A 24,148-nucleotide genomic window follows, 5' to 3' on the forward strand; every position below is an offset into this window, starting at 1 on the left:
ATATGAACGAACTTCCAACGCGTTACGAAATTTCTAGCGTAATTAATAAGTTGAAAGTGGGTGTGGTAGACAGAACCTACGTTGCTCAATGGGCTTTTTCAATTATTGATGCGGATGATATTAGAATCACTGATCAAGTTGCCTGGAAAGTGATTCAAAGCTTAGGTGCTGTCGATCTTCCTTCCTCAGATCGAGATTACTTGTATGGTATCGATGATTTTAATGATTGGTTGCGATTATTGGAATCATGATATTAGAGATCCCGGCCGCCAATCCGGGATCTTACTTTTATCGGTCAGGAAAAAGAGACAAGGGGGGTGAATGCCCATTACCTGCAACGACTAACGCTATCATCGATACCCTTTCTGATACCGGAGATTTTTCAATAGGCTCCGCAGACTATGCTGCTGATGGTGCATTGGCTCTGACAGCCTGGCGATAGGTGACAGTTACTGCAATAAAGCTCTAAACGCCCTGGAAGGTAAGCATCAGGGTGTTGCGAATACCATAAAAAACCTGATGAAAACTGAAGCCTGGTCAGCTATTGGGGGAGATGGCAAATCAGGCTCTGGACGGGAATTAGCTCGCAGTGGAAGGTATGGGTGCGCTGGCAGCATTGGCTCTACGCAGGATTGTCAAAGCAAAAAAGGCTGCATCCCGCAGCCTTTTCTCTCCCATTCACCCTTTCGGGAACACCCACACATACTTCTCAGGCAGCGAAAGATGGCAGTGCTGCGGATCCCGAACCTCATGCCCATACGCACGAATGACAAAATCATCTCCCACCGTGCGGAACAGGTACTCCCAGCGGTCGCCGAGATACATGCTGGTGAGCAGCGGCAGCTCAAGCTGATTTTCCCCTGGCCCCTCGACCACCGCCACGCGTTCGACGCGGATCACCGCCGTCGCTTCTTCACCGCTCTGCACCCCTTCACCGGCCTGGCCCCACAGCACCCAACCTTTTCCTTCGATACGCGCTTTGCCGTCGCGCACTTCGGTGACTTTGCCGTGCAGGCGGTTGTTGCTGCCCATAAACTCGGCGGTAAAAAGCGTTTTCGGCGAGCCGTACATCTCCTGCGGCGTGCCCTGTTGCTCAATTTTGCCGTTGTTAAGCAGCAGGATGCGGTCGGAAATCGACATCGCTTCGTTCTGGTCGTGCGTCACCATCAGCGCGGATAGCCCGAGCTTGATAATCAGCTCGCGCAGGAACACGCGGGCCTCTTCGCGCAGCTTGGCGTCGAGGTTAGAGAGCGGTTCGTCCAGCAAAATCACCGGCGGGTTGTACACCAGCGCCCGGCCAATCGCCACGCGCTGCTGCTGTCCGCCGGAGAGCTGGTGCGGGTGACGTTTGCCAAGATGGCCCAGACCAAGCTGGTCCAGCACGTCCTGCACGCGCTGCTGGATCTCTTTGGCCGGGACTTTGCGCAGCTTGAGCGGATAGGCCACGTTCTCAAACACGGTCTTGTGCGGCCACAGGGCATAGGACTGGAACACCAGCCCAAGGTTACGCTCTTCCGCCGGGACCTCGCTGCGCGGCGTGCCGTCGTAAACTTTATTATTGCCAATGACAATGGACCCCTGCGTCGGTTTTTCCAGACCCGCAACGGCGCGCAGGAGGGTGGTTTTACCGCTGCCGGAGGGGCCTAACAGGGAGACCACTTCGCCGCGCTTCAGGTTCATGGAGACACCTTTTAAAACAGGATTGTCGCCGTAGGTTAAGTGCAGATCGTCAACCGCTAATTCAATCATGTATTTTCACTCCGAAACGAAGGGCAATGCCCAGACCTACCACGACCAGCAGGATGTTAATGAAAGAGAGCGCCGCCACGATATCGATGGCACCCGCGGCCCAGAGGGAAACCAGCATCGAGCCGATGGTCTCCGTGCCGGGTGAAAGCAGGTACACACCCGTTGAATATTCGCGCTCAAAGATCAGGAACATCAGCAGCCACGAACCGATAAGACCGTAGCGGGAGAGCGGGATGGTGACGTGGCGGGTGATCTGCCCGCGCGTCGCCCCGGTGCTGCGCGCCGCTTCCTCAAGCTCTGGCCCTACCTGCAGCAGCGTGGAAGAGATCAGCCTCAGCCCGTAAGCCATCCACACCACGGTATAGGCCAGCCAGACGCTGAAAATGGTGCTGCGCAGCGAACGCAGCCAGACGATGACGTTTTCACGCATCCAGTCGGTCCAGGCGAACCCGGAAAGCCAGCCGGATTTCAGCGAGTTATCCAGCCACATCGGCAGGAACAGGAACACCCACAGGAACGCCAGACCCGCCAGCAGGCCAGGCACGGCGCGCGGCACCAGCACGCTGTAGTCCAGAAAACGCGTGGTGTTGTCCGGCTTGCGGTGCATGGCAATGCCGACAAACAGGTAGCACACCACGGCCAGCGCGCCGCCAATCACGCCAATCGCCATGGAGTTGACGATGGCGCGCAGCAGGTTGGGCTGCGCCCAGATGGTGCGGAAGGTGTTCAGAGAAAGCTCGTCCCACAGCGAAACGCCCACGCCCCAGTTGGAGATAAACGCGCGCAATACCACGCCGAGCAGCGGAACGCCGATGGTGACGGTGAGCCAGAAGGCAATCACTCCGCCAGCCACCCAGCGCCATTTACCCAGCGGCAGCGCGCGGGCCTGCGAAGCCTTGCCCTTCATGGTGACGAAGCGGTTGGCGGTGCGCATCAGGCGACGCTGGAGCATCACCAGCGGGATGGTGATGCAGATCAGCACCACGGCAACCGCCGCCATCAGGTTATAGGATGGGGTGCCCATCTTGTTCGTCAGCTTATAGAGATAGGTCGCCAGCACCATGTTGCCTTCCGGGTCGCCGAGGACCAGCATCAGGCCGAACACTTCCAGCCCGAGGAAGAACAGCAGCACGGTGGCGTACAGAATGGACGGGCGCACCATCGGCAGGCTGACGGAGGTCATCACCTGCCAGGGCGACGCGCCCGCGGTGCGTGCGGCTTCTTCCACATCGGAGCCCACGCTGCGCAGCGCAGACGAGATATACAGATAGGCGTGCGGGACGTGCGTCAGGCCGGCGATGACCACAATGCTCGACATGTCGTAGATATTCCACGGCACAAAGCCAATCAGCGCCTGAGCCCACTGGGAGAGAAAGCCCACCGGACCGGCGGCCACCACGTAGCCGAAGCCCAGCACCATCGGTGAAACGAAAATCGGGACCAGGATCAGCGGCTCAATCAGCCGGCGGCCGGGCAGGTCGGTACGCACCATCAGAAACGCCAGCACGCCGCCCAGCGGAATGGAGATAAAGACCAGCCCGAAAGCAAGAATAAAGCCGCTTTTCAGGGCCTTATAAAAATCAGGGTCGGTGAAAATAAATTCAAATGATTCAAAGCTCCACTCTTTTGACGGCGAAAAGAACGGGGCGGACAGGAAGCTCTGTATCACGATAAACGACAGCGGCGTATAGATAACCAGGGCGGTTATCAGCACGACGATGCCTCGCGGCAGGCTTTGCCACTTTCTGCGTAATGTATTCATGGGGTATCCCTGGTGTTGCGGCCCAGAAAAACGAACTCAGTCGATAAGGGAGCGCGGCGGCCTGCGCCGCGCTCAGACGCTTATTTACCGGCGGCGGTACGCCACTCTTTGATGTACTCCAGGCGTTTTTTCGGCTGCAGGTATTCCAGCAGCGTTTCATCAACCGGAATTGGCTTCAGCGCGTTGCCGAGGATTTTGGTCAGGCCGTCGATATCGTTTTTCCCTTCGATATCGTTACGAATGGAGGGAATATCCGCCTGATTGGCCAGAATGTTTTGCCCTTGTTCAGACAGCACATAGTCCAGCCACAGCTTCGCGGCGTTGCTGTTTTGCGATTGCTGGCTGATGAACGACACGCGCGACAGCACCAGGGTGTAATCTTTTGGATAGGAAATGCCGAGCGAAGGATCGTTCTTCGCGCGCGCTTCCGCGTAGGAACCGAGGATGTTGAAGCCGATCAGGTTTTCACCGGAGGAGACGCGCTCCATCATGGTGCCGGTAGACGACTGCACTGATAAGCCACCTTTGGCGACGTCGGCCAGGGTTTTGAAGTAATTAGGATCGGCGTTGTGATCCTGAACCGAGAGCATAAAGCCCAGACCCGATTTTTCGATGTCGTAGGTGGTGACTTTGCCCTTGAATTTGTCCGTCTGGCTGGCAATCAGTTTCGCCAGCGCGGCGTGAGAATCCGGCACGTCGCCAGCCGGGATCAGGCGCTTGTTGTAGATAAAGACCACCGGCTCATAGGTAGTGCCATAAGCCTTATCCTTCCAGACCGCCCATTTCGGCAGCTGGCTTTGCTCCGGCGATTTATACTCCATGGCGTAGTCGGTGGCGAGCTTCAGGCCGGTGTCCATAGAGGAGCTCCAGACCACGTCGCCGCTCACGCCACCGGAGGCCTGTTCGCTGATGAAGCGGTTGTACAGCTCGGTGCTGTTCATGTCGTTGTATTCGACTTTAATGCCCGGGTAGGTTTTTTCGAAGCCCTGGATCAGCGGTCCGGCGGCCTTGATGTCGGTGGTGGAGTAAATAACAACCTTGCCCTCTTTCGTTGCGGCATCAACAACTTTTTGATATTCAGCAGGATAGCCCTGCGGCAGGGCAGAGAGTGCAGAAGCAGAGAACAGTACAGTAGCGGTAAGCAGAGAAATTCGGAACGTGTTCGACATTATAGTTAACCTTTTAGTTACATTTGAGGAACTAATTGTCAACATAGCGTATCGGGCTCCACCCACAAGAGGGTGAAGCGGGCAATGATTCCGAAGTGTGATTGTCGCCGTCGTTTCAGCAATTAACACCATAAAATCCGCGAACGTTAGCCTGTGAACGGTTCTGGATTACGGTTTATCGGGCGCTTTGCGGTATAACCTTCGCGGATGACCAATATTGCCATACAGCATTTCGACGCTGATTAACCCGCTCTCCACGCAGTATTCAAGGTAGCGACGCCCCGTGGTTTTGCTGATCCCCACGTTTTCCACCACCTCTTCAACCGACATCGCGTTGTCGGGATGCTCGGCGAACAGGTTTTTAATCCGTTCCAGCGTCTGGGGTTCAATGCCCTTCGTCGACGGCGTAATGGAGGCTTCCGCGGCGGGAAGATTAAACAGGCGATCCAGCGCATGCTGGTCGACCACCTTCACCTGCTGCACGGTGTGGATGAAACGCATAAACCGCTCCAGCGAGGCGTGCAGGCGCTGGAAAAAGACGGGCTTAATCAGGTAGTCAAACGCGCCGCTGCGCATGGCGTGGCTGCAGGTCTGCATATCGCTGGCGGCGGTGATGAAAATCACCGAGCATTCGTAGCTTTTCAGTAGCGGATTATCAATTAACTCCACGCCTTTACCGTCCGGGAGATAGTTGTCCAGCAGGATAAGTCGCGGCTGGTGCTGACGAATCAGGCTGCATGCCTGCTCAATCGACGCGGCGATGCCCACCACGCGCAGATGGAAATTCTGCTCGATATACTCGCGATGCAGCTCCGCCAGGTGCGGCTCATCTTCAACTATCACAACGTCAAGTGGTCGGGTCATGCTGTTGCCCATTCGGAATAAACACAGAAAAAATAGTGCCCTGCGGCGTGTTGTCGGCAATCTCAATGCTGCCGCCGGCCTTGTCGATATATCCTGCCACCAGGAACAGGCCAATACCGTGCTCGGTACCCACAATGTCGTTTTCGCTGTCCGGCTTGCTGCTGAATCCCTGGCGGAAAATGTGCGGCTTCAACGCATCGTCCACCCCGCAGCCCCGGTCAGCCACCTCGATCAGCAGCTCCTGGTTACGGTCAGAAATGTAGAGTTCTACCGGCGCGTGGACCGGCGCGTTGAGTGTCGCCTCCACGGCGTTGTCCAGCAGATTACCAATAATGGACATCAGCTCCGTTTCACTCAGCGCGGCAGGCATGCGGGTGAGCTGGCAGGCGGGGTCAAACAGCAGCTCGATGCCTTTTTCGCGCGCGCTGACGTATTTTCCGAGCAGCAGCCCGCACAGCGCCGGGGAGACAAAATGGGCTGAGACAAAGTCCAGCACGCGCTGCGCGCCTTCTGACTGCACCTGGATGTAACGGATGGCCTCGTCATAATGTTTCATCTGCAGTAGCCCGACGAGAGTGGCGGTCCAGTTCAGCTGTTCGTGGCGCATAATGCGCAGGTTATCCGCATAGCGTTTGATCTGACTGAGCTGGCTGCTGAGCGTGTTGATGTCATTTTTGTCGCGAAAGCTGTATACCCAACCGCTTTCAACGCCCGGTTCGACCTCAATGGCTACCCGGTTGACGATCACCTCGCGCTGGTTCAGCACCGCAATCTGGTCGTGGCTGCCAGCGCTCACCGAGGCGTAGCGCTGGGATAAAAACCCCGGCGCCGTCTGCAGAATGTCTTCCAGCGGTTTACCGATAAGTTCTTTCTCACTTTGCCGAATATCCAGCATTTCGCGTGCCGCGCGGTTAATTAAAATCAGCTGCTTCTCGCCATTAACGGCAAATACCCCTTCGTACATGGCTTCTAATAGCGCGCGCTGCTGCAAAACCAGCTGAGCGATATCTTTCGGCTCCAGCCGGAACATCTGTTTTTTTAAATTGCGGGTAAACAGCCAGGAGAAAATAAACAGCAGCAGCAGAAGCGCAGCGCCGTATAGCCCGGACTGCCAGAGAATGCGGGCGTTAATATTGGCAATATACGACGTCAGATAGCCGACCGAGACAATACCAATCACCTGATGCTGCGCGTTGAAGATGGGCGCTTTGCTGCGTAGCGACACGCCAATTCCGCCCTGACGCACGGAAATAATGGTTTTGCCCTTTAACACCTCGGCATTATCCCCGCCGATCATCGGTAAATTAATACGCTCCGGGGATTCCGAATGATAAAGGTGCTGCTCCTCGGTATCGCCAATCACAATGTAGCTGGCATCGCTTTCGGCGCGCAGCGGCTGAATTAACCGGGCTATTCCCGGAATATCTCTGGCCGCTACCATTGCCGCCAGACCCGGCATCAGCGCGATCTGGCTGGCCTGAACCCGGGCGCGCTGGCCGAGATCGTGATGGAGCTGTCGGTCAATAAAATGGAACAGGATTGTTCCCAGCAGAACTAACAGCAGGCAGGAGAAGCACACCAGCGCTAAAAACAGCTTTACCTGAAAAGAGAGTCTGCGTTTCATTCAACCTGCGGAAGTTATGTAAAAGTGACATTTGCCGAGCCTGACATGGGCCAATAGCGGACGCAATCTGGCGAGAAAAGAGTTGTGACCTGGCTTTTCGTTTTCGGCGTTATAGCCATCAGGATCCCGTAAGGCTATGCTTCATTCAGCACGATAATAATTACAGAGGCAATGTCATGGACAAAGAACTACTGGATGCGGGTTACCGGGCCTATACCGGCGAGAAAATTGACGTTTACTTCAATACCGGGATCTGCAAACACTCAGGTAACTGCGTGCGTGGGAGCGCAAAGCTGTTTAATCTGAAACGTAAGCCGTGGATCATTCCCGATGAAGTGGACGTTGAAACGGTTGTACGCGTGATTGATACCTGCCCGAGCGGTGCGCTGAAGTATCGCCAAAAATAAGCGAGGAACCATGGATATTCTGGAAGGCCATAACAAGTTTTACGTCAATGATGCGAACGGCAACCAGGTTGCGGAGATTGTCTTTGTACCGACCGGCGAGCACCTGAGCATTATCGAGCACACCGATGTGGATGAGAGCCTGAAAGGGCAGGGCGTCGGTAAACAGCTGGTGGCGAAAGTGGTGGAGAAGATGCGCGGTGAGAACCGTAAAATTATCCCGCTGTGCCCGTTCGCGAAGCATGAGTTTGATAAAACGCGGGAATATGACGATATTCGGGCGTAAATAACACCGGCGATGGCCGGTGTTTTTTTATCTTACCTGCTCAAACAGCAATACCATCGCGATCAGCACCATTATCCCTCCTGACGCCATGCTCACCCTACGCGCCGCCTGTGGCCGGGTCGCCAGTACCGCTTTCGAACCATACCCCACCAGCAGATAGACCAGCGTACAGGTAATAAGGTGCATCACGCCAAGCGCGGACATTTGCATCGCTAGCGACCAGCTTCCGGTCGGGTCGGTAAACTGCGGAAGCAGCGCCAGGAAAAGTAAAAAAACTTTCGGGTTAAGGCCGCTAATGCAGAGTCCTTTCACCGCCCACTGTCTCCAGTTTCCCGCATGGTGGGTGGCCTTTTCCGGTGCGGCCGGGTGACGCAACAGCCCGATGCCAAGCCAGAGGAGATACACGGCCCCCGCAACGGTCAGCCCGGTTAACGCCAGCGGATGCTGAGCAATCACTACGCCCACGCCAGCCACCACAATCAGCGTAGCTAACAGATGCCCGGACATTAACCCCATCACCGCCGGTACCACGCGTCGCCCGTTAATCCCGGCGCTAATGGCGTAGGCCCAGTCGGCGCCCGGCGTCATGATGAGCAGAAAAGAAACCACCCAAAAGCCGGCCACAATACTCATTTCCATCGTTCTGAAAACTCCCGCAGTGCGTCAAACGTTGAGAAAAAGAATATCGCTAACCCTGCGAAATAGGCTTTCAATGTTATGCTCATAACACCGTGAAAATGAGAAAATCTTCCACATGGATAGCATCGATCGAAAAATTCTTGCTGAGCTACAGTCTGATGGCCGCTTATCCCTTACCGAGCTGGCGGAAAGAGTGAATCTGAGCCTCTCGCCGTGCCATCGTCGCGTGCGGGCGCTGGAGCAAAGCGGGGCCATAACGGGATACCGTGCCAGCCTCGACCCCGCCAAAATGGGATTCAACTTCCTGGCGATAGTGTTTGCGACGCTGAAGGAGGGTGACAGAAAGGCGGTTAGCGCGTTTGAAGCGGCGGTGGAGGAAATCCCGCAGATCGTGCTGGCTCAGCGTCTGTTTGGCGATCCCGATTATCTGATGCACGTCGTGACCCGCGACCTGTCCGCTTTCCAGAAACTCTACGACGAGAAGCTCTCCGCCATGCCCGGCGTGCAGCACCTTCGCTCTACGCTTGTGATGAAAACGGTCGTGCAGGACAGACCTTTTCCGCTGTAATCAGCAGGGCGAGACTGAGAGGCATGCCCGGCAGAACGCCGGGCATGCAGGGCGTTTAGCCGACAAACATCACCGACACGCACAGCACGCCGACGATCAGCGTCAGCAGGTTGCCAATGGAGCGGTACTGTTTCAGTGAGGGGATCAGATACATCGACAGCGTCGGCATGATAAACAGGATCATGGCGATAAGCGGGCCGCTGATGGCGTAAATCATCGAAATGGCGTTCGGGTTAATGCAGCAGACGGCAAAGGTGATTAACGACACCCCCATAATGGAAATCGCGCGGTTAAAGGCGCGGCTCTTTTTCACGCCCACCTGATTGAGCGACGACTTCACGATCTCCGTCGCCCCTTCAATCACCCCAAAATAGGTGCCGAGGAACGATTTCGACATCGCAATAATCGCCACGATAATCCCGGAAATGCCCAGCCACGCCGGAGAAGAAGGCATCATCGACAGCGCGGACAGGATCGTTACCCCTTGCTCTTTGGCGGCCACAATGTACGACGGCGGAATTGAGAGCAGGCAGCTGAAGACAAAAAACAGCACGCTCAGGCAGATGATCAGGTACGCCACCTTCATGATTTTCTTGCATTTATCCATGGCGCCGTTAGCAAATTTCTCGCGACGGTCAACGGCAAACGTTGAGATAATCGGGGTATGGCTGAAAGCAAACACCATCACCGGAATCGAAATCCATACCTGATGCAGCGTATGACGATCGACGGCCATCTGGCTGGTCAGCAGCGAAGGTTGCCAGCTTCCGGTCAGATAGAACGAGACAAACAGAAAATAGGCAATCAGCGGAAACACCAGGAAGCCCATCACTTTTATCGTGATATGGCGCCCCATCAGGAAGATCAGATTCAGAACCAGCACCACTCCCAGGCTGACCAGCACGCGAACGGCGGTATCCACCGTCAGGTGTTTCGCCAGCTGCTCCGTGAGCGAGTTGGTGATGGCCACCGCATAAATCTGCACCACCACAAAGAAGGCGATGAAATAGAGCGTGGTGATCAGGTTGCCAATCTTCCTGCCGTAATAGTGCGAGACGGCGCCGGTGATCCCTTCGTTGCCTTTTGTTTTCGACGACAGGATAAATTGCACCAGCGCCCGGTGCGGCCAGTAGGTTAAGGGATAGGCCACGAGGGCGGTAATAAACAGGACGATAGCGCCTGCGGAGCCCAGCTGAATGGGCAAGAACAGCGTTCCTGCGCCCACGGCCGTGCCATAGAGAGCGAAACTCCAGAGAGTCTCATCTTTTGACCAAATTTTCGACATTAGAGCAACGTATCAACTATCAAACCATCGGAATGGCGTGCAATTTACCATAGTTATGCCTGAAGAGCGCAGTTGCTTCGACGGAGTTTGGCCGGAACGGGCGTCCGGCCAAAGGCGGTTTAGCCTGCCAGGGCTCGCCGTTGCTGGCGACGCTTAAGAAATTTCTCGCGCAGGCAATCGTATGCCCAGTTATAGAACATGGTGTAGGGCAGGAAGAACAGGAAGAAACCTATTTCCAGCGTGAATGCCTGAAGCAGGGTAACGCCCAGCACGGCGGCGACAATCGACACACCAATCACAATAAACCCGCATTCGAACCCCAGCGCATGCAGCGCACGTACTTTTGCGGTACGTTTGACGCGCTGAACGGGCCAGAAACGGTCGAAGCCGAAGTTATAAAGAATGTTCCAGAGCATGGCGGTAGTGGCCAGGATAATGGTCAACCCCCCCATCTCCACCACGGAACGCTGCATGAGCCACGCCGCCGTAGGGGCGAGGATCGCCGTCGCAATCCCTTCGAAACAGACAGCATGAAAGATCCGCTCCAGCAGTTTACGTTGGAGTGCATCCTGATGTTGCATAGTCATAGACCTCATTAATTCGCCAGTATGGGCGTTGATGCAGCCTATTTTCATCGCTAAAGCTGATATATTAAAGATAGTATCCATCGCTAAAGTAGATAGGTTATGCGCTATTCACCCGAAGCCCTTAAGGCGTTTGTCGAGACCGTTGCGGCGGGCTCTTTTTCCGCTGCCGCGCGAAGGCTGCGTAAAAGCCAGTCGACGATCAGCACGTCAATTGCCAATCTTGAAGCCGATCTGGGTTTTGAGCTGTTTGACCGCTCGGCGCGCCAGCCGGTGTTAACGGTCCAGGGAGAACAGGTGCTGGGCTATGTGCAGGCGATCCTGGCCGCCAGCACGCGGCTGGATGAGCTGGCGGTATCGCTAACGGCGCAAACGGAGGCGCGTCTGACGTTTGTCCTTTCCGATACCCTCAACCCGGACGTGCTGGAAGAGATGATGAAGCAGTTTGACGCGCATTTTCCCCATACGGAATTCGAATGTCTGATTGGCGAGGAAGAGGACGTGATCGATCTGCTGCAAAAGGAGCGAGCGCAGATTGGCCTGACGGAAGCGCGCGACAGTTACCCTACGGATATTGGCGTCACCCGCCTGCCGATGCAGACCCGCATGGCGATCTACGTCGCGACCACGCATCCGCTGGCCGGACAACATGACGTTCAGCATGACGAGCTGCACGGCTGGCGAGAGCTGCGGCTCAGCACCTATCTTGAGCGCGAGGCTGAGATCGCGCGCGGGCCCGTCTGGTCAGCACCGAATTACCTGTTACTCTTGAGTATGGCGGTACAGGGATTTGGCTGGTGCGTGCTGCCGTGCGCTCTGGTGGATGAATTTGCCGCCGCGAAATCCCTGGTACAGCTCAGTGTTCCCGGCTGGCCGCGGGCGATCGGCATCGATCTGCTGTGGAATAAACGATCCCCTCCCGGCGTTGCCGGCAGCTGGCTGCGGCAGTATCTGCAGGATGCGCGCTGATCCTTGTGATTAAACTCACTATTTTTAAACAATTAAGATAATTGCCAGTAACAATCCTCTACTATCGTCATGTCATTTAACACAGAGGTCGTGATGAAAGATGTCGTAATAGTGGGTGCGTTGCGTACAGCTATCGGCTGTTTTCAGGGAGCGCTCGCGCGTCACTCGGCGGTTGACCTGGGCAGCGTGGTGGTAAAAGCGCTGGTGGAACGCAGCGGGATCGCAGCACATGAAGTTGATGAGGTGATCCTGGGACAGGTTCTCACGGCCGGTGCCGGGCAAAACCCTGCGCGTCAGGCGGCGCTGAAGGGCGGGCTGCCCAATACCGTTTCGGCCATCACCATCAACGACGTCTGTGGTTCAGGATTAAAAGCGCTGCATCTCGCGACGCAAGCCATTCAGTGTGGTGAAGCGGACGTGATCATAGCGGGCGGGCAGGAGAATATGAGCCGCGCGCCGCACGTGTTGACCGACAGCCGGACCGGCGCACAGCTTGGCAACAGTCAGCTGCTCGACAGCCTGGTGCATGACGGGCTTTGGGATGCGTTCAATGACTATCATATGGGCGTGACGGCGGAAAACCTGGCGCGCGAGTACGGCATCAGCCGTGAGGTGCAGGATGCCTATGCGCTAAGCTCGCAGCAAAAAGCGCGTGCGGCAATTGATTCCGGTCGCTTTCGCGACGAGATTGTTCCGGTCAGCACGCAGCGTCAGAGCGGCGAGCGTATCCTCGTGGATACCGATGAACAGCCGCGCACTGACGCCAGCGCAGAAGGCCTGGCGAGGCTGAACCCCGCGTTTGAAATGCAGGGCTCGGTGACGGCGGGAAATGCCTCTTCCATTAACGACGGCGCTGCCGCCGTCATGATGATGAGCGAAAGCAAAGCCCTTGAACTCGATCTTCCGGTCCTGGCCCGCATTAAAGCATTCGCCAGCGTAGGGGTTGATCCTGCGTTAATGGGGATCGCACCGGTCTACGCGACCCGCCGCTGCCTGGAGCGTGCGGGGTGGCAGCTTTCGGATGTGGATCTGATCGAGGTGAACGAAGCCTATGCCGCGCAGGCGATCTCCGTCGGAAAAATGCTGGAGTGGGATCCTCTGCGGGTCAACGTTAACGGCGGCGCGATCGCGCTGGGCCATCCTATCGGTGCGTCCGGCTGCCGGATCCTGGTTTCGCTGGTCCACGAAATGAAAAAGCGCAATGCCCGCAAAGGGATTGCCACACTCTGTATAGGCGGCGGGCAAGGGGTGGCGCTGGCCATCGAACGCTAACCTCTTCTCATTAAAAATGACCTCCTCCGGGAGGTTTTTTTTCGCGTCCTTTTTCTCCCGGCGGCTTAATTGTGATCCGAACATCATTTTCGCTATAAACAAAAATAAAAATGAAACGTTGTTTTAAATATAATTGAAAAGCCCGCTTTATGCCGATAGTATGTGCTCATTATGAAAAACGGAACGCTGTTTCGTTTATTTCCGCCTTCGGGCATGACCACATCTGGAGGTTACCGTGGACGTCAGAGAAAGCATCCACAGTGCGCACGCCAAAACGCTGGATACTCAGGGGCTGCGCAATGCATTTTTAGTCGAGCAGGTATTCGAGGCCGACAGGTACACCATGGTTTACAGCCATATCGACCGCATCATTGTGGGCGGGATTCTGCCGGTCACGAAAAGCGTCTCCGTGGGCGGTGAGGTCGGTAAGCAGCTGGGCGTGAGCTACTTCCTCGAGCGTCGCGAGCTGGGGGTGATTAACATCGGCGGGCCGGGCACCATCACCGTAGACGGAAAATGCTATGAGATTGGCCATCGCGAGGCATTGTATGTGGGTAAAGGGGCGAAATACGTGGTCTTTGCCAGCATCGACGGCAGCAGGCCTGCGAAGTTTTACTACAACTGCGCGCCGGCTCACTCCACCTACCCAACCAAAAAAGTGACCACCGCAGACGTCGCACCCGTGACGCTGGGCGACAACCTCACCAGCAACCGCCGCACCATCAATAAATACTTCGTGCCGGACGTGCTGGAGACCTGCCAGCTCAGCATGGGATTGACCGAGCTCGCGCCAGGCAACCTGTGGAACACCATGCCGTGCCATACCCACGAGCGCCGGATGGAAGTCTACTTCTACTTCAACATGGATGAGGACGCCTGCGTATTCCACATGATGGGACAGCCGCAGGAAACGCGCCATATCGTGATGCACAACGAGCAGGCGGTGATTTCACCGAGCTGGTCCATTCACTCCGGCGTAGGGACGAAAGCCTACACCTTTATCTGGGGAATGGTGGGGGAAAACCAGGTCTTTGATGATATGGACCACGTTGCGGTCAGCGATCTGCGCTAGTCGCGGGCGGTGAAGCATAAACCTGCCTGTGAGTGACAGGCTCTGAAAGAGTAAGGAATAAACATGATTCTGGATGCATTCTCTCTGCAGGGGAAAGTGGCTGTGGTTTCCGGGTGTGACACCGGGCTGGGTCAGGGAATGGCGTTAGGCCTGGCGGAAGCGGGCTGCGATATCGTCGGAATTAATATCGTTGAACCGACTGAGACCATCGAACGCGTGACGGCCCTGGGCCGCCGTTTCCTGAGCCTGACCGCTGACCTGCGTAAAATCGATGCCATTCCTGAACTGCTGGACCGCGCAGTGGCTGAATTCGGTCATATCGACATTTTGGTGAACAACGCCGGGCTGATCCGCCGCGAAGACGCGATCAGCTTCAGCGAGCGCGACTGGGATGACGTGATGGATTTGAACATCAAGAGCGTATTTTTCATGTCCCAGGCGGCGGCGAAGCATTTTATTGCGCAGGGGAAAGGCGGCAAAATCATCAATATTGCCTCTATGCTCTCGTTCCAGGGCGGCATCCGCGTGCCGTCTTACACCGCGTCCAAAAGCGCCGTGATGGGCGTGACCCGCCTGCTAGCAAACGAATGGGCGAAACATAACATCAACGTGAATGCGATTGCGCCGGGCTACATGGCGACGAACAACACGCAGCAGCTGCGTGCGGACGAGCAGCGTAGCGCGGAAATCCTCGACCGCATTCCGGCGGGACGCTGGGGTCTGCCGAGCGATCTGATGGGGCCGGTTGTCTTTCTGGCCTCCTCCGCATCGGATTACATCAACGGCTACACCGTGGCTGTAGACGGCGGCTGGCTGGCGCGTTAATTCCACCCGTATTAAGAACCTCTGCCCGTGGGCGGAGGTTTTTTTTGCGCAATAATTGGCTTAGTCCATATCGCTAAAGATGAAAAATCCATACTAAAAAATCACAAATGACGGCAATCACACTTTTATTGCTTAAATATTAACTGATTAGTAAAAATACGTGATTATTCGCCACGAGTTGAAATTGTAATGTCCATCACAGAACCGTATGCCGTAGCGGAATAATCCATAACTTCGCGATTTCCTGCCTGACACTTTTCCTCGCTTTCTCGTAATTTCAGTTAACGAATTTTGCTGTTGAGGCAGGAAAAATATGACATCGATAAATGACTCTACCCTAATGCCCGCTGCGCTGCGTGATACTCGCCGCATGAACCAGTTTGTCTCCATTGCCGCCGCCGTGGCGGGCCTGTTATTTGGACTGGATATCGGCGTCATTGCCGGCGCATTACCGTTTATTACCGATCACTTTACCCTCAGCAGTCGCCTGCAGGAGTGGGTGGTGAGCAGCATGATGCTCGGCGCGGCCATCGGCGCGCTGTTCAACGGCTGGCTGTCGTTCCGCCTGGGGCGCAAATACAGCCTGATGGTCGGGGCGATTCTGTTCGTTGCCGGCTCCATTGGCTCGGCGTTTGCCGCTAACGTTGAAATCCTCCTGCTCTCCCGCGTGCTGCTGGGCGTGGCGGTGGGGATTGCCTCCTACACCGCGCCGCTTTATCTCTCCGAAATGGCGAGCGAAAACGTGCGCGGCAAGATGATCAGCATGTATCAGCTGATGGTCACGCTGGGTATTGTGCTGGCGTTCCTGTCTGACACCTACTTCAGCTACAGCGGCAACTGGCGCGCGATGTTGGGCGTGCTGGCCTTACCGGCGCTGGTGCTGATCGTCCTGGTGATTTTCCTGCCAAACAGCCCGCGCTGGCTGGCGCAAAAAGGGCGTCACGTGGAGGCAGAAGAGGTTCTGCGCATGCTGCGCGATACCTCGGAAAAAGCGCGCGAAGAGCTGAACGAAATCCGCGAAAGCCTGAAGCTAAAGCAGGGCGGCTGGGCGCTGTTTAAGATCAACCGCAACGTGCGCCGCGCGGTCTTCCTCGGCATGTTGCTGCAGGCAATGCAGCAGTTCACCGGCATGAACATCATCATGTATTACGCGCCGCGCATTTTCAAAATGGCCGGATTCACCACCACGGAACAGCAGATGATTGCAACCCTGGTGGTCGGGCTGACCTTCATGTTCGCCACCTTTATTGCGGTATTCACCGTGGACAAAGCCGGGCGTAAACCGGCGCTGAAAATTGGCTTCAGCGTGATGGCGCTCGGTACGCTGATTCTGGGCTACTGCCTGATGCAATTTGATAACGGCACGGCCTCAAGCGGGCTTTCCTGGCTTTCTGTCGGTATGACCATGATGTGTATCGCAGGTTACGCGATGAGCGCCGCGCCGGTGGTGTGGATCCTGTGCTCCGAAATTCAGCCGCTCAAATGCCGTGACTTTGGCATCACCTGTTCCACTACCACCAACTGGGTGTCGAACATGATCATCGGTGCGACGTTCCTGACGCTGCTGGACGCGATTGGCGCAGCGGGAACGTTCTGGCTCTACACGGTGCTGAACGTAGCGTTTATTGGCGTTACGTTCTGGCTGATCCCGGAAACCAAAGGCGTGACGCTGGAACATATCGAGCGCAAGCTGATGGCAGGAGAGAAACTGCGGAACATCGGCGTGTGATTGTTTTGCCTGTTCGAAGGCTTCACTCTATGCCGTAACTGGAAAAGAAAAAGGTGGCTTAGCCACAATAATAATGTGACTAAGATCACTACTAACTCTGGTAGGGAGTAGACACAGAGAGGGAACAGGCATTAGGATTTTTCTTAGATTGTTGAATTGTCGGGCCACCGCTATCTTTTTGAGCAAAGACGCGTTGCAGCCGGAAAAAGAAGAATCACTATGTCAGAAATGGATTTAAGAAAAAGCACGGACCTCGACTTTCCCCGTTTTGCCGCCCCGGCTGTAAGCGCAAAAGAGATAGATCTTCTGGGATTGTTTGAGGTCCTTCTGGCGGCGAAAAAACGTATCGCCGCCATTATCTTTACTTTCGCGCTGGTGGGGCTGGCCGTTTCATTTTTACTGCCGCAGAAATGGACCAGTAAAGCGGTGATCACCCCGGCAGAACAGCTGCAGTGGAACCCACTGCGCCAGATGATGGTGGCGTTACAGGTGCTTGATGTGCACGTGAAGATTACCCGTCCGCAAATTTTTGACCTGTTTATTAAAAAGTTCCAGTCACAGTCATTGCTCGAAGAGTATATGACAACCTCTCCTTACGTAACATCGAAGCTGCAAGGCACCACGGTGGATCCGCTTGAGCTGCATCGCGCGATAGTCAACATTTCAGATCGAATGAAAGCGGTGAATAACGCTCAGGGAAAAGAGGCGGATAAAACGCCTTATGTTTCCTGGACATTGAGCTTCACTGCACCGACAGCTGACGATGCGCAAGCCGTCCTGGCGGGGTACATTGATTATATCGCGGCTATTGTAGAAAAAGAGACGGTGCAGAATATCCGCAACCTGATCGCCCTAAAAACGAACGTCGTTGAGCAGCAGCTGGAACTGGATCGAGTTCGTCTGACCAATATTCACAATACCAACCTGCAGCGACTGAATTATTCGCTGGAAGTGGCAAATGCCGCAGGCATCAAGAGGCCGGTTTACAGCAACGGGCAGGCCGTAAAAGATGACCCGGATTACTCTGTTGCGCTCGGTGCTGACGGTATCGCGCAAAAGCTGCAGATTGAGAAAAATTTGAAGGACGTGACCGAGCTGAATGCGGATTTCCAGAACAGGGAATACTACCTTGCACAGCTGAAAAAGCTCTCCTTCGCCGATGTTAAACTTGAGCCATTCAGGTACCAGCTTTCTCCCTCCATGCCGGTGAAAAAGGATGGCCCGGGCAAGGCTCTGATTGTTGTTCTGGCGGCGCTTCTGGGGGGGGGTGTTTGCCTGCGGTAGCGTTTTACTGCGCGAGGCGATGCTCACCCGTACTTCGCCGCCAGAGCCGGTGGGGAAATAAGCTCTGCAGTTTAAAAAGGCGCTGAATACAGCGCCTTTTTTTATGTACTTCGGTTGTGTTAAAAAAGAAACAAAGAAAAGGAGGGATGATGAAAACGATCGGCCTGTTAGGTGGAATGAGCTGGGAATCGACAATCCCTTACTACCGCCTGATTAATGAAGGGGTAAAGCAGCGTCTGGGGGGGCTGCACTCCGCAAGCCTGCTGCTGCACAGCGTTGATTTCCATGAAATTGAAGCCTGCCAGTCGAGCGGGGAGTGGGATAAAGCCGGAGAGATCCTGGCCCAGGCGGCGCTGGGACTGGAGCGTGCCGGCGCCGAGGGTATCGTGCTTTGTACCAATACCATGCACAAAGTGGCGTCGCATATTGAGGACCGCTGCTCGCTGCCGTTTCTGCATATCGCGGACGCGACCGGTCGTGCGATTGCCGCATCCGGTATGCGCCGCGTAGCGCTTTTGGGCACACGCTACACCATGGAACAGGATTTTTATCGCGGGCGTTTGCACAGTGAATTTGGGATCGAGAGCCTTATCCCGGATGAAGACGATCGGGCGCGCATCAATCAGATTATCTTTGACGAGCTCTGCCTTGGCACCTTCAGCGAATCTTCCCGGGCGTATTACGTCAGCGTGATTGAAAAGCTGGCGCAGCAGGGGGCAGAAGGGGTGATCTTCGGCTGCACCGAGATCGGCCTGCTGGTGCCGGCCGATCGAAGCCCCGTCCCGGTATTTGATACCACCGCCATTCACGCGGCAGATGCCGTGGCGTTTATGCTGTCATAACGAGTTTTGCAGGTCAGGTAAACGAAGCGCCACCTGACGCGCGTGCTCCATTAAGTGTTCGGTGAAAGCGTCCACCAGCGCGGAAGCCGGACGGTGCAGCGGGCGGATCAGGCTCACGGTGAACGGGACGGACACGCTAAAGCGGCGGATGACGATCCCGCTTCCGGCATAATCCAGCGCCGTGAGCGGATTCACCACCGCGACGCCGACGCCCGCCCGCACCATCGCGCAAATCGAAGCCGCACTGTGCGTTTCCACCACCATTCGCCGTTTGACCTGATGCTCGGCAAACAGCGTATCCAGCAGCTGTCTGTAACTGTCTGTCTGCGAAAGGCTAATGTAGTTTTCCCCGTGGAAATCCTCCGGCGTGAGCACTGCCTTACCGGCAAACCGATGTCCGGCGGGCAGAACGCACACTTCATCTAACGAGATCAGCTCCGTGCGTGCCGTTCCCGCTGGCGTGGAAAGGGTTTCGGTTAGCCCTAAATCATGGCGCTGGGCCGAAAGCCACTCTTCAAGCAGAGGAGATTCCTGAGGCACAATAGTGAGGCTGACCTCCGGGTATCGGGCCAGAAAGGGCTGCAGCAGCATCGGCAAAAAGGATTGCGAAAAGACGGGCAGGCAGACGATCGACAGCTCGCCCTGGCGAAACTCGCGCAGGCTTTCCGCAGCACTCACTATTCTGTCCAGTCCGTACCAGGAGCGCTGAACTTCCTCGAACAGGCGTAACCCCTGCACCGTCGGGTGAAGCCTGCCCCGGGTACGCTCGAACAGCTTCAGCCCCAGCACTTTCTCGAAGCGGGCCAGCTCGCGGCTCACCGTCGGCTGCGAGGTATGCAGCATCTGTGCGGCTTCGGTGAGGTTGCCGGTGGTCATCACGGCGTGAAAAATCTCGATGTGGCGTAAATTGACGGCGGGCATAGGGCACCTGAAAGCAGATAACTGTCCATATCATTTTTGCATAGACTCGCGATAAAACGATATTTTTTATTCTGCTCGTGCTGTGGCGTAATCTTCAAAACGCATATACCCGGAGAAGACCATGCCACGCCCGCTGAACCAGACTGAGACCGATTTGAACGCCGACAACCTGCTGCGCCTGCCTGCCGAGTTTGGCTGCCCGGTGTGGGTCTACGACGCGCAGATCGTTCGCGAGAAGATCGCCGCCCTGCATCAGTTTGACGTGGTGCGTTTTGCCCAGAAGGCGTGCTCCAATATTCATATTCTGCGCCTGATGCGTGAGCAGGGCGTGAAGGTCGACTCCGTTTCGCTTGGCGAAATCGAGCGCGCGCTGGCGGCCGGATTCGATCCGAAAGCCGACGGCGACGCGATCGTCTTCACCGCAGACGTGATCGACGATGCGACGCTTGCGCGCGTCCACGAACTGCAGATCCCGGTGAATGCCGGTTCTGTAGATATGCTGGAGCAGCTGGGTCAGGTTTCTCCCGGCCATCGCGTCTGGCTGCGCGTGAATCCAGGCTTTGGTCATGGTCACAGCCAAAAAACCAATACCGGCGGTGAAAACAGCAAGCACGGGATCTGGTATGCCGATATGCCTGCCGCGCTGGAGGTATTACAGCGCTATGGCCTGAAGCTGGTGGGGATTCATATGCACATTGGCTCTGGCGTCGATTACGGCCACCTGGAGCAGGTGTGCGGTGCGATGGTGCGCCAGGTTGTCGACTTCGGTCAGGATCTGGAGGCGATCTCCGCCGGTGGCGGTCTCTCCATTCCTTATCGCGAAGGCGAAGAGGCGATCGATACCGATCACTATTACGGTCTGTGGAGCGCCGCGCGTGACCAAATCGCCGCGCATCTTGGTCACGCGGTGAAGCTGGAAATTGAGCCGGGTCGTTTCCTGGTGGCGGAAGCCGGCGTGCTGGTTTCGCAGGTGCGCAGCGTCAAAGAGATGGGGTCTCGCCACTTCGTCTTGATTGATGCAGGCTTTAACGATCTGATGCGTCCGTCCATGTACGGCAGCTATCACCACATTACCGCCCTGGCTGCCGACGGCCGTGATTTAACGCAGGCGCCGCGCGTTGAGACGGTCGTTGCGGGCCCGCTGTGCGAATCGGGTGACGTATTTACCCAGCAGGAAGGTGGCAAAGTGGAGACTCGCGCGCTGCCAGAGGTCAAACCGGGTGATTATCTTGTGCTGCATGATACCGGTGCCTACGGGGCGTCGATGTCATCTAACTACAACAGCCGCCCGCTGCTGCCGGAAGTGCTGTTTGATAACGGCAAGGCACGGCTGATCCGTCGTCGTCAGACCATTCAGGAACTGCTGGCTTTAGAACTCATCTGATGAAAGTACGGCCCCGTTGTGACCGAATCGCGTAACACCAGCGTGCCGGTAAACGGCGGGATAGCATCGACCGGCTGGTTTTTTGCCAGCCGGATCGCCTGATCGATGGCCGTGACAATCATATTGTCGATGGGCAGATAAACCGATGAGAGTGCAGGCTCCAGCCATTTCGCGCTTGGGGCATCGTCAAAGCCGAACAGTGAAATATCATGCGGAATTTTAAGCCCCGCCTGGTGTAACGCTTTGGATGCACCCAGGGCCATATCGTCGTTACAGGCAAACAGGGCGCTAAACGGCACTCCGTCGGCAATCAACTCCTTGCACAGCTCGTATCCCCGCGTCATTCCCGCATCGCCGTACTTTATCCGACGCTCGTCCAGACGAATGCCGTGCTTTTCCAGCGCTTTACGGTAGCCCATCAGCCGCGCTTTCCCGGTTGGGGTATGGATCGGAACGGTGATACAGGCGATCTCCCGATGGCCCTGGGCGATCAGGTAATCCACGGCCTTAAATGCGGCATCCTGCTGTTCGAAAAACACGCAGCGATCCGGCGCCTGGCTCACTTCACGGTTAATGACCACCAGCGGCGTTTTCACGGTGTTCATCAGTTTGACGATCGCTTTTTCGCTCATGTAGCGCGTGTAAAGCACGATGGCATCGCACTGGCGATCGGCCAGCATCTGCACCGCCTGTTCTTCCTGTTCCGGCGCGTCGTGACCGTCGGTGACGATCAGCTGTTTCCCGTGAGTTTCCGTCTGCCGCGACGCCTGCTGGAGAAGACGACCAAAGTAAAAGCCGTCGAAGGTCGAGACGACCAGGCCAATGCTGTTGCTGGTCTGGTTAGCCAGCGAACGCGCGAGGAAGTTCGGGCGATATCCCAGCTCTTCCATCGCAGCAAAGACCTGCTGACGCGTACTCTCTTTAACCTGACCTGTGCCGTTCAGCACGCGCGAGACGGTAGCCTTCGACACGCCCGCACGCAGTGAGACATCCAGCATTGTTGCCATTCTACATTCCTGCTTCCACGTAATGATTTGCAGTTTAACACAGACCTCACGGCGTATAAGCGATGCGGGAAGCGCAAAACTTCTGCCACGATCACGCTTTTTGGTCACGATTCGTCTGGCCTGCGTGAAGTAAAACTAAATAGTCTGACTCTGGTAAAATAATTGCCGAACCGAGCTGGGGCGACAGGCCAGCAAATACATGAGAAAACGCAGGTGAAACGTGAAAAAGATAGCCATCCTCCCGCTTTACCAGGCACCGCACTATGCGGAGCAGGTCACCGACTGGCTCTGGCAGGCCTTTGGCGAAGGGCTTTCTCGGGAATTTTTCCACAGCATTGTTGAGCACAGCCAGACGCCGGGAGCATTACCGCTGACCTTTATCGCCGTAGAAGACGAACAGCTTGTTGGTACGGTAGGGCTCTGGCGCTGCGATTTGATCACCCGTCAGGATCTCTTTCCGTGGCTGGCGGCGCTCTACGTTGACGACGCGGCGCGAGGCAAGGGGCTGGCAGGAAAGCTACAGCAGCACGTTATTACCTGGGCCGCGCAGGCGGGATATGAAGAACTGCACCTCTGGTCTGCCTGCCGCGACTTCTACGAACGTTACGGCTGGCAGTATATCGGTGATGGGCTGGAATACCCCAACACGCGGGTTCACCTCTATCGCTATTCGCTCTGCGCTTCCGCAGGTGAAGCAACGGAGTGACGGCGAACCAGCGTCGGGCTAAACAGATGCGTAATATCCGGCGGCTGGCGCTGTTCAGCCAGCGCTAGCGCCAGCTCGGCGGCCTGCGTTGCCATGGTGATAATCGGGTAGCGCACGGTGGTCAGACGCGGGCGCACGTAGCGAGAGACCAGCACGTCATCGAAGCCAATCAGCGAAATTTCTGCCGGTACCTCAATCCCGTTGTCATTCAGCACCCCCATTGCCCCTGCGGCCATCGAGTCGTTATAGCTGGCAACCGCCGTGAAATTTCGTCCGCGACCGAGCAGCTCGGTCATGGCCTGTTCACCGCCGCTCTCATCCGGTTCACCGTAGGCCACCAGACGGTCATTACACGGCAGGCCGTTTTCGCGCAGAGCGTCGTAGTAGCCCTGCAGGCGGTCTTCCGCATCAGAAATCGGGTGATTGGAACAGAGATAGCCAATCCGGGTATGGCCCTGTTGAATCAGATGACGGGTCGCAAGCCAGGCACCGTAGCGGTCGTCGAGGGCCACACAGCGTTTTTCAAACCCGGGAATAATGCGGTTGATGATCACCATTCCGGGCATCTGCTTCATCAGGTGAATCAGTTCGGCATCCGGGATCATTTTGGCGTGAACCACCAGCGCCGCGCAGCGGTGGCGGATCAGCTGCTCGATGGCCTGGCGTTCTTTTTGCTCATTATGATAGCCGTTGCCGATCAGCAAAAAATTGCCTGTCTGATAAGAGACCTGTTCAACCGCTTTCACCATGGCGCCGAAAAAGGGGTCGGAAACATCACCCACTACCAGCCCAATGGTTTCGGTGGACTGCTGGGCGAGCGCGCGGGCATTAGCATTGGGATGATAATTCAGGGATTCCATGGCGGTTTGTACCGCCTGGCGCGATGCGTCACTGGCTTTTGGGGAGTCGTTAATCACACGAGAGACGGTTGCCACCGACACACCTGCCAGACGGGCCACATCCTTTATTGTCGCCATTCATTACCTTCTTATTGGGGGTAAGCGTTTACACACCAAATAGTGTTGCGGAAAAGCGGCGCGCATTCAAGGGGAGCGGATTTCCGCGCTCCACAAACGTGACGCAGGACAACCCTGGTAGTGTAATCGTTACACGCGCATTCATGTCTGAAGAATGTCAATCTGAACCTTTGGTTACACTTTGCGTCAGGCTGTTGCGATTGGCCGATGGCGAGGTGGTCAAAGA

23 protein-coding genes and 1 pseudogene are annotated in these 24,148 nt (G+C 56.0%); 13 read left to right on the top strand and 11 right to left on the bottom strand.

The genetic code is table 11. From position 1 onward, the window contains the following. Positions 1 to 2: 2 nt before the first annotated feature. The gene (locus tag AC27FC_RS22550) at positions 3 to 251 is read left to right on the top strand and encodes a hypothetical protein (protein ID WP_058841043.1); all 249 of its coding nucleotides are present in this window, start codon (positions 3 to 5) and stop codon (positions 249 to 251) included. Between the two features lie 427 nt (positions 252 to 678). Here the strand turns inward: AC27FC_RS22550 and AC27FC_RS22555 are convergent, their stop codons facing one another. The 5 genes from AC27FC_RS22555 to AC27FC_RS22575 all read right to left on the bottom strand — a co-directional run bounded on the left by AC27FC_RS22555 (position 679) and on the right by AC27FC_RS22575 (position 7,168). Next, on the bottom strand, positions 679 to 1,749 hold the full coding sequence (locus tag AC27FC_RS22555; RefSeq protein WP_094934848.1) for an ABC transporter ATP-binding protein: 1,071 nt from the start codon (positions 1,747 to 1,749) through the stop codon (positions 679 to 681). Next, a complete protein-coding gene (locus AC27FC_RS22560; RefSeq protein WP_023309073.1) occupies positions 1,742 to 3,511 on the bottom strand; it encodes an ABC transporter permease in 1,770 nt (589 codons plus the stop codon). The genes AC27FC_RS22555 and AC27FC_RS22560 overlap by 8 nt, the downstream gene beginning before the upstream one ends. An 80-nt stretch (positions 3,512 to 3,591) precedes the next feature. Further along, positions 3,592 to 4,680, bottom strand: coding sequence for an ABC transporter substrate-binding protein (locus AC27FC_RS22565; protein ID WP_023309072.1), 1,089 nt, complete (start codon positions 4,678 to 4,680; stop codon positions 3,592 to 3,594). A 168-nt stretch (positions 4,681 to 4,848) separates the two neighbouring features. After that, positions 4,849 to 5,544 carry a response regulator gene (locus AC27FC_RS22570; RefSeq protein WP_143346521.1) on the bottom strand — a complete coding sequence of 232 codons (696 nt, stop codon included), beginning with the start codon at positions 5,542 to 5,544 and terminating at the stop codon, positions 4,849 to 4,851. After that, a complete protein-coding gene (locus AC27FC_RS22575; RefSeq protein WP_048975230.1) occupies positions 5,528 to 7,168 on the bottom strand; it encodes an ATP-binding protein in 1,641 nt (546 codons plus the stop codon). Before AC27FC_RS22575 ends, AC27FC_RS22570 begins: the two co-directional genes overlap by 17 nt. A gap of 176 nt (positions 7,169 to 7,344) precedes the next feature. Here AC27FC_RS22575 and yjdI point away from each other — a divergent pair, with 176 nt between their 5' ends. Both yjdI and AC27FC_RS22585 read left to right on the top strand, forming a co-directional pair. Then, positions 7,345 to 7,575 (top strand): 4Fe-4S mono-cluster protein YjdI, encoded by a 231-nt coding sequence (yjdI, locus tag AC27FC_RS22580; RefSeq protein WP_008499689.1) that lies wholly within the window; start codon positions 7,345 to 7,347, stop codon positions 7,573 to 7,575. A 10-nt stretch (positions 7,576 to 7,585) separates the two neighbouring features. Then, the gene (locus AC27FC_RS22585; RefSeq protein ID WP_008499687.1) at positions 7,586 to 7,858 is read left to right on the top strand and encodes a GNAT family N-acetyltransferase; all 273 of its coding nucleotides are present in this window, start codon (positions 7,586 to 7,588) and stop codon (positions 7,856 to 7,858) included. A gap of 27 nt (positions 7,859 to 7,885) precedes the next feature. Here AC27FC_RS22585 and AC27FC_RS22590 read toward each other — a convergent pair whose 3' ends face one another. Then, the gene (locus tag AC27FC_RS22590) at positions 7,886 to 8,497 is read right to left on the bottom strand and encodes a LysE family translocator (RefSeq protein ID WP_039263308.1); all 612 of its coding nucleotides are present in this window, start codon (positions 8,495 to 8,497) and stop codon (positions 7,886 to 7,888) included. A gap of 115 nt (positions 8,498 to 8,612) precedes the next feature. On the opposite strand from AC27FC_RS22590, the gene AC27FC_RS22595 reads away from it, so the two are divergent. Beyond that, positions 8,613 to 9,065, top strand: coding sequence for an Lrp/AsnC family transcriptional regulator (locus AC27FC_RS22595; RefSeq protein ID WP_029742214.1), 453 nt, complete (start codon positions 8,613 to 8,615; stop codon positions 9,063 to 9,065). 55 nt (positions 9,066 to 9,120) lie between these two features. Here the strand turns inward: AC27FC_RS22595 and AC27FC_RS22600 are convergent, their stop codons facing one another. Both AC27FC_RS22600 and AC27FC_RS22605 read right to left on the bottom strand, forming a co-directional pair. Continuing rightward, positions 9,121 to 10,350: an amino acid permease gene (locus tag AC27FC_RS22600; protein ID WP_094934846.1), complete on the bottom strand. Its 1,230-nt coding sequence runs from the start codon at positions 10,348 to 10,350 to the stop codon at positions 9,121 to 9,123. 119 nt (positions 10,351 to 10,469) lie between these two features. After that, a complete protein-coding gene (locus tag AC27FC_RS22605; protein ID WP_487160411.1) occupies positions 10,470 to 10,931 on the bottom strand; it encodes a multidrug/biocide efflux PACE transporter in 462 nt (153 codons plus the stop codon). A gap of 105 nt (positions 10,932 to 11,036) precedes the next feature. Here AC27FC_RS22605 and AC27FC_RS22610 point away from each other — a divergent pair, with 105 nt between their 5' ends. The 7 genes and pseudogenes from AC27FC_RS22610 to AC27FC_RS22640 all read left to right on the top strand — a co-directional run bounded on the left by AC27FC_RS22610 (position 11,037) and on the right by AC27FC_RS22640 (position 18,927). Beyond that, positions 11,037 to 11,903 (top strand): LysR family transcriptional regulator, encoded by an 867-nt coding sequence (locus tag AC27FC_RS22610; RefSeq protein WP_033146457.1) that lies wholly within the window; start codon positions 11,037 to 11,039, stop codon positions 11,901 to 11,903. 93 nt (positions 11,904 to 11,996) lie between these two features. Continuing rightward, on the top strand, positions 11,997 to 13,175 hold the full coding sequence (locus AC27FC_RS22615) for an acetyl-CoA C-acetyltransferase (RefSeq protein ID WP_038417283.1): 1,179 nt from the start codon (positions 11,997 to 11,999) through the stop codon (positions 13,173 to 13,175). A gap of 235 nt (positions 13,176 to 13,410) precedes the next feature. After that, positions 13,411 to 14,247, top strand: a complete 837-nt coding sequence (gene kduI / locus AC27FC_RS22620) for a 5-dehydro-4-deoxy-D-glucuronate isomerase (protein WP_094934845.1) — start codon at positions 13,411 to 13,413, stop codon at positions 14,245 to 14,247. A 63-nt stretch (positions 14,248 to 14,310) separates the two neighbouring features. After that, positions 14,311 to 15,072: a 2-dehydro-3-deoxy-D-gluconate 5-dehydrogenase KduD gene (gene kduD, locus AC27FC_RS22625; protein WP_196354986.1), complete on the top strand. Its 762-nt coding sequence runs from the start codon at positions 14,311 to 14,313 to the stop codon at positions 15,070 to 15,072. Between the two features lie 313 nt (positions 15,073 to 15,385). Further along, a complete protein-coding gene (gene araE / locus AC27FC_RS22630; protein ID WP_032660200.1) occupies positions 15,386 to 16,801 on the top strand; it encodes an arabinose-proton symporter AraE in 1,416 nt (471 codons plus the stop codon). A 219-nt stretch (positions 16,802 to 17,020) separates the two neighbouring features. Then, a pseudogene (gene wzz(fepE), locus AC27FC_RS22635) lies at positions 17,021 to 18,146 on the top strand (LPS O-antigen length regulator Wzz(fepE)). A gap of 88 nt (positions 18,147 to 18,234) precedes the next feature. Further along, positions 18,235 to 18,927 (top strand): aspartate/glutamate racemase, encoded by a 693-nt coding sequence (locus tag AC27FC_RS22640; RefSeq protein ID WP_096150338.1) that lies wholly within the window; start codon positions 18,235 to 18,237, stop codon positions 18,925 to 18,927. Here the strand turns inward: AC27FC_RS22640 and AC27FC_RS22645 are convergent. Further along, positions 18,922 to 19,848, bottom strand: a complete 927-nt coding sequence (locus AC27FC_RS22645) for a LysR family transcriptional regulator (RefSeq protein ID WP_196354987.1) — start codon at positions 19,846 to 19,848, stop codon at positions 18,922 to 18,924. The genes AC27FC_RS22640 and AC27FC_RS22645 overlap by 6 nt on opposite strands. A gap of 121 nt (positions 19,849 to 19,969) precedes the next feature. On the opposite strand from AC27FC_RS22645, the gene lysA reads away from it, so the two are divergent. Continuing rightward, the gene (gene lysA / locus AC27FC_RS22650) at positions 19,970 to 21,232 is read left to right on the top strand and encodes a diaminopimelate decarboxylase (protein ID WP_047060034.1); all 1,263 of its coding nucleotides are present in this window, start codon (positions 19,970 to 19,972) and stop codon (positions 21,230 to 21,232) included. Here lysA and AC27FC_RS22655 read toward each other — a convergent pair. Beyond that, positions 21,202 to 22,239: a LacI family DNA-binding transcriptional regulator gene (locus AC27FC_RS22655; protein WP_045888659.1), complete on the bottom strand. Its 1,038-nt coding sequence runs from the start codon at positions 22,237 to 22,239 to the stop codon at positions 21,202 to 21,204. The two genes, lysA and AC27FC_RS22655, sit on opposite strands and share 31 nt — an antisense overlap. Positions 22,240 to 22,468: 229 nt before the next feature. On the opposite strand from AC27FC_RS22655, the gene AC27FC_RS22660 reads away from it, so the two are divergent. Then, positions 22,469 to 22,945 carry a GNAT family N-acetyltransferase gene (locus AC27FC_RS22660; protein ID WP_069303922.1) on the top strand — a complete coding sequence of 159 codons (477 nt, stop codon included), beginning with the start codon at positions 22,469 to 22,471 and terminating at the stop codon, positions 22,943 to 22,945. Here AC27FC_RS22660 and galR read toward each other — a convergent pair. Further along, the gene (gene galR, locus AC27FC_RS22665) at positions 22,906 to 23,922 is read right to left on the bottom strand and encodes an HTH-type transcriptional regulator GalR (RefSeq protein WP_023309052.1); all 1,017 of its coding nucleotides are present in this window, start codon (positions 23,920 to 23,922) and stop codon (positions 22,906 to 22,908) included. The genes AC27FC_RS22660 and galR overlap by 40 nt on opposite strands. Positions 23,923 to 24,148 lie beyond the last annotated feature (226 nt).

The sequence above is a fragment of the Enterobacter sp. C3_dUdeg genome, assembly GCF_057536195.1.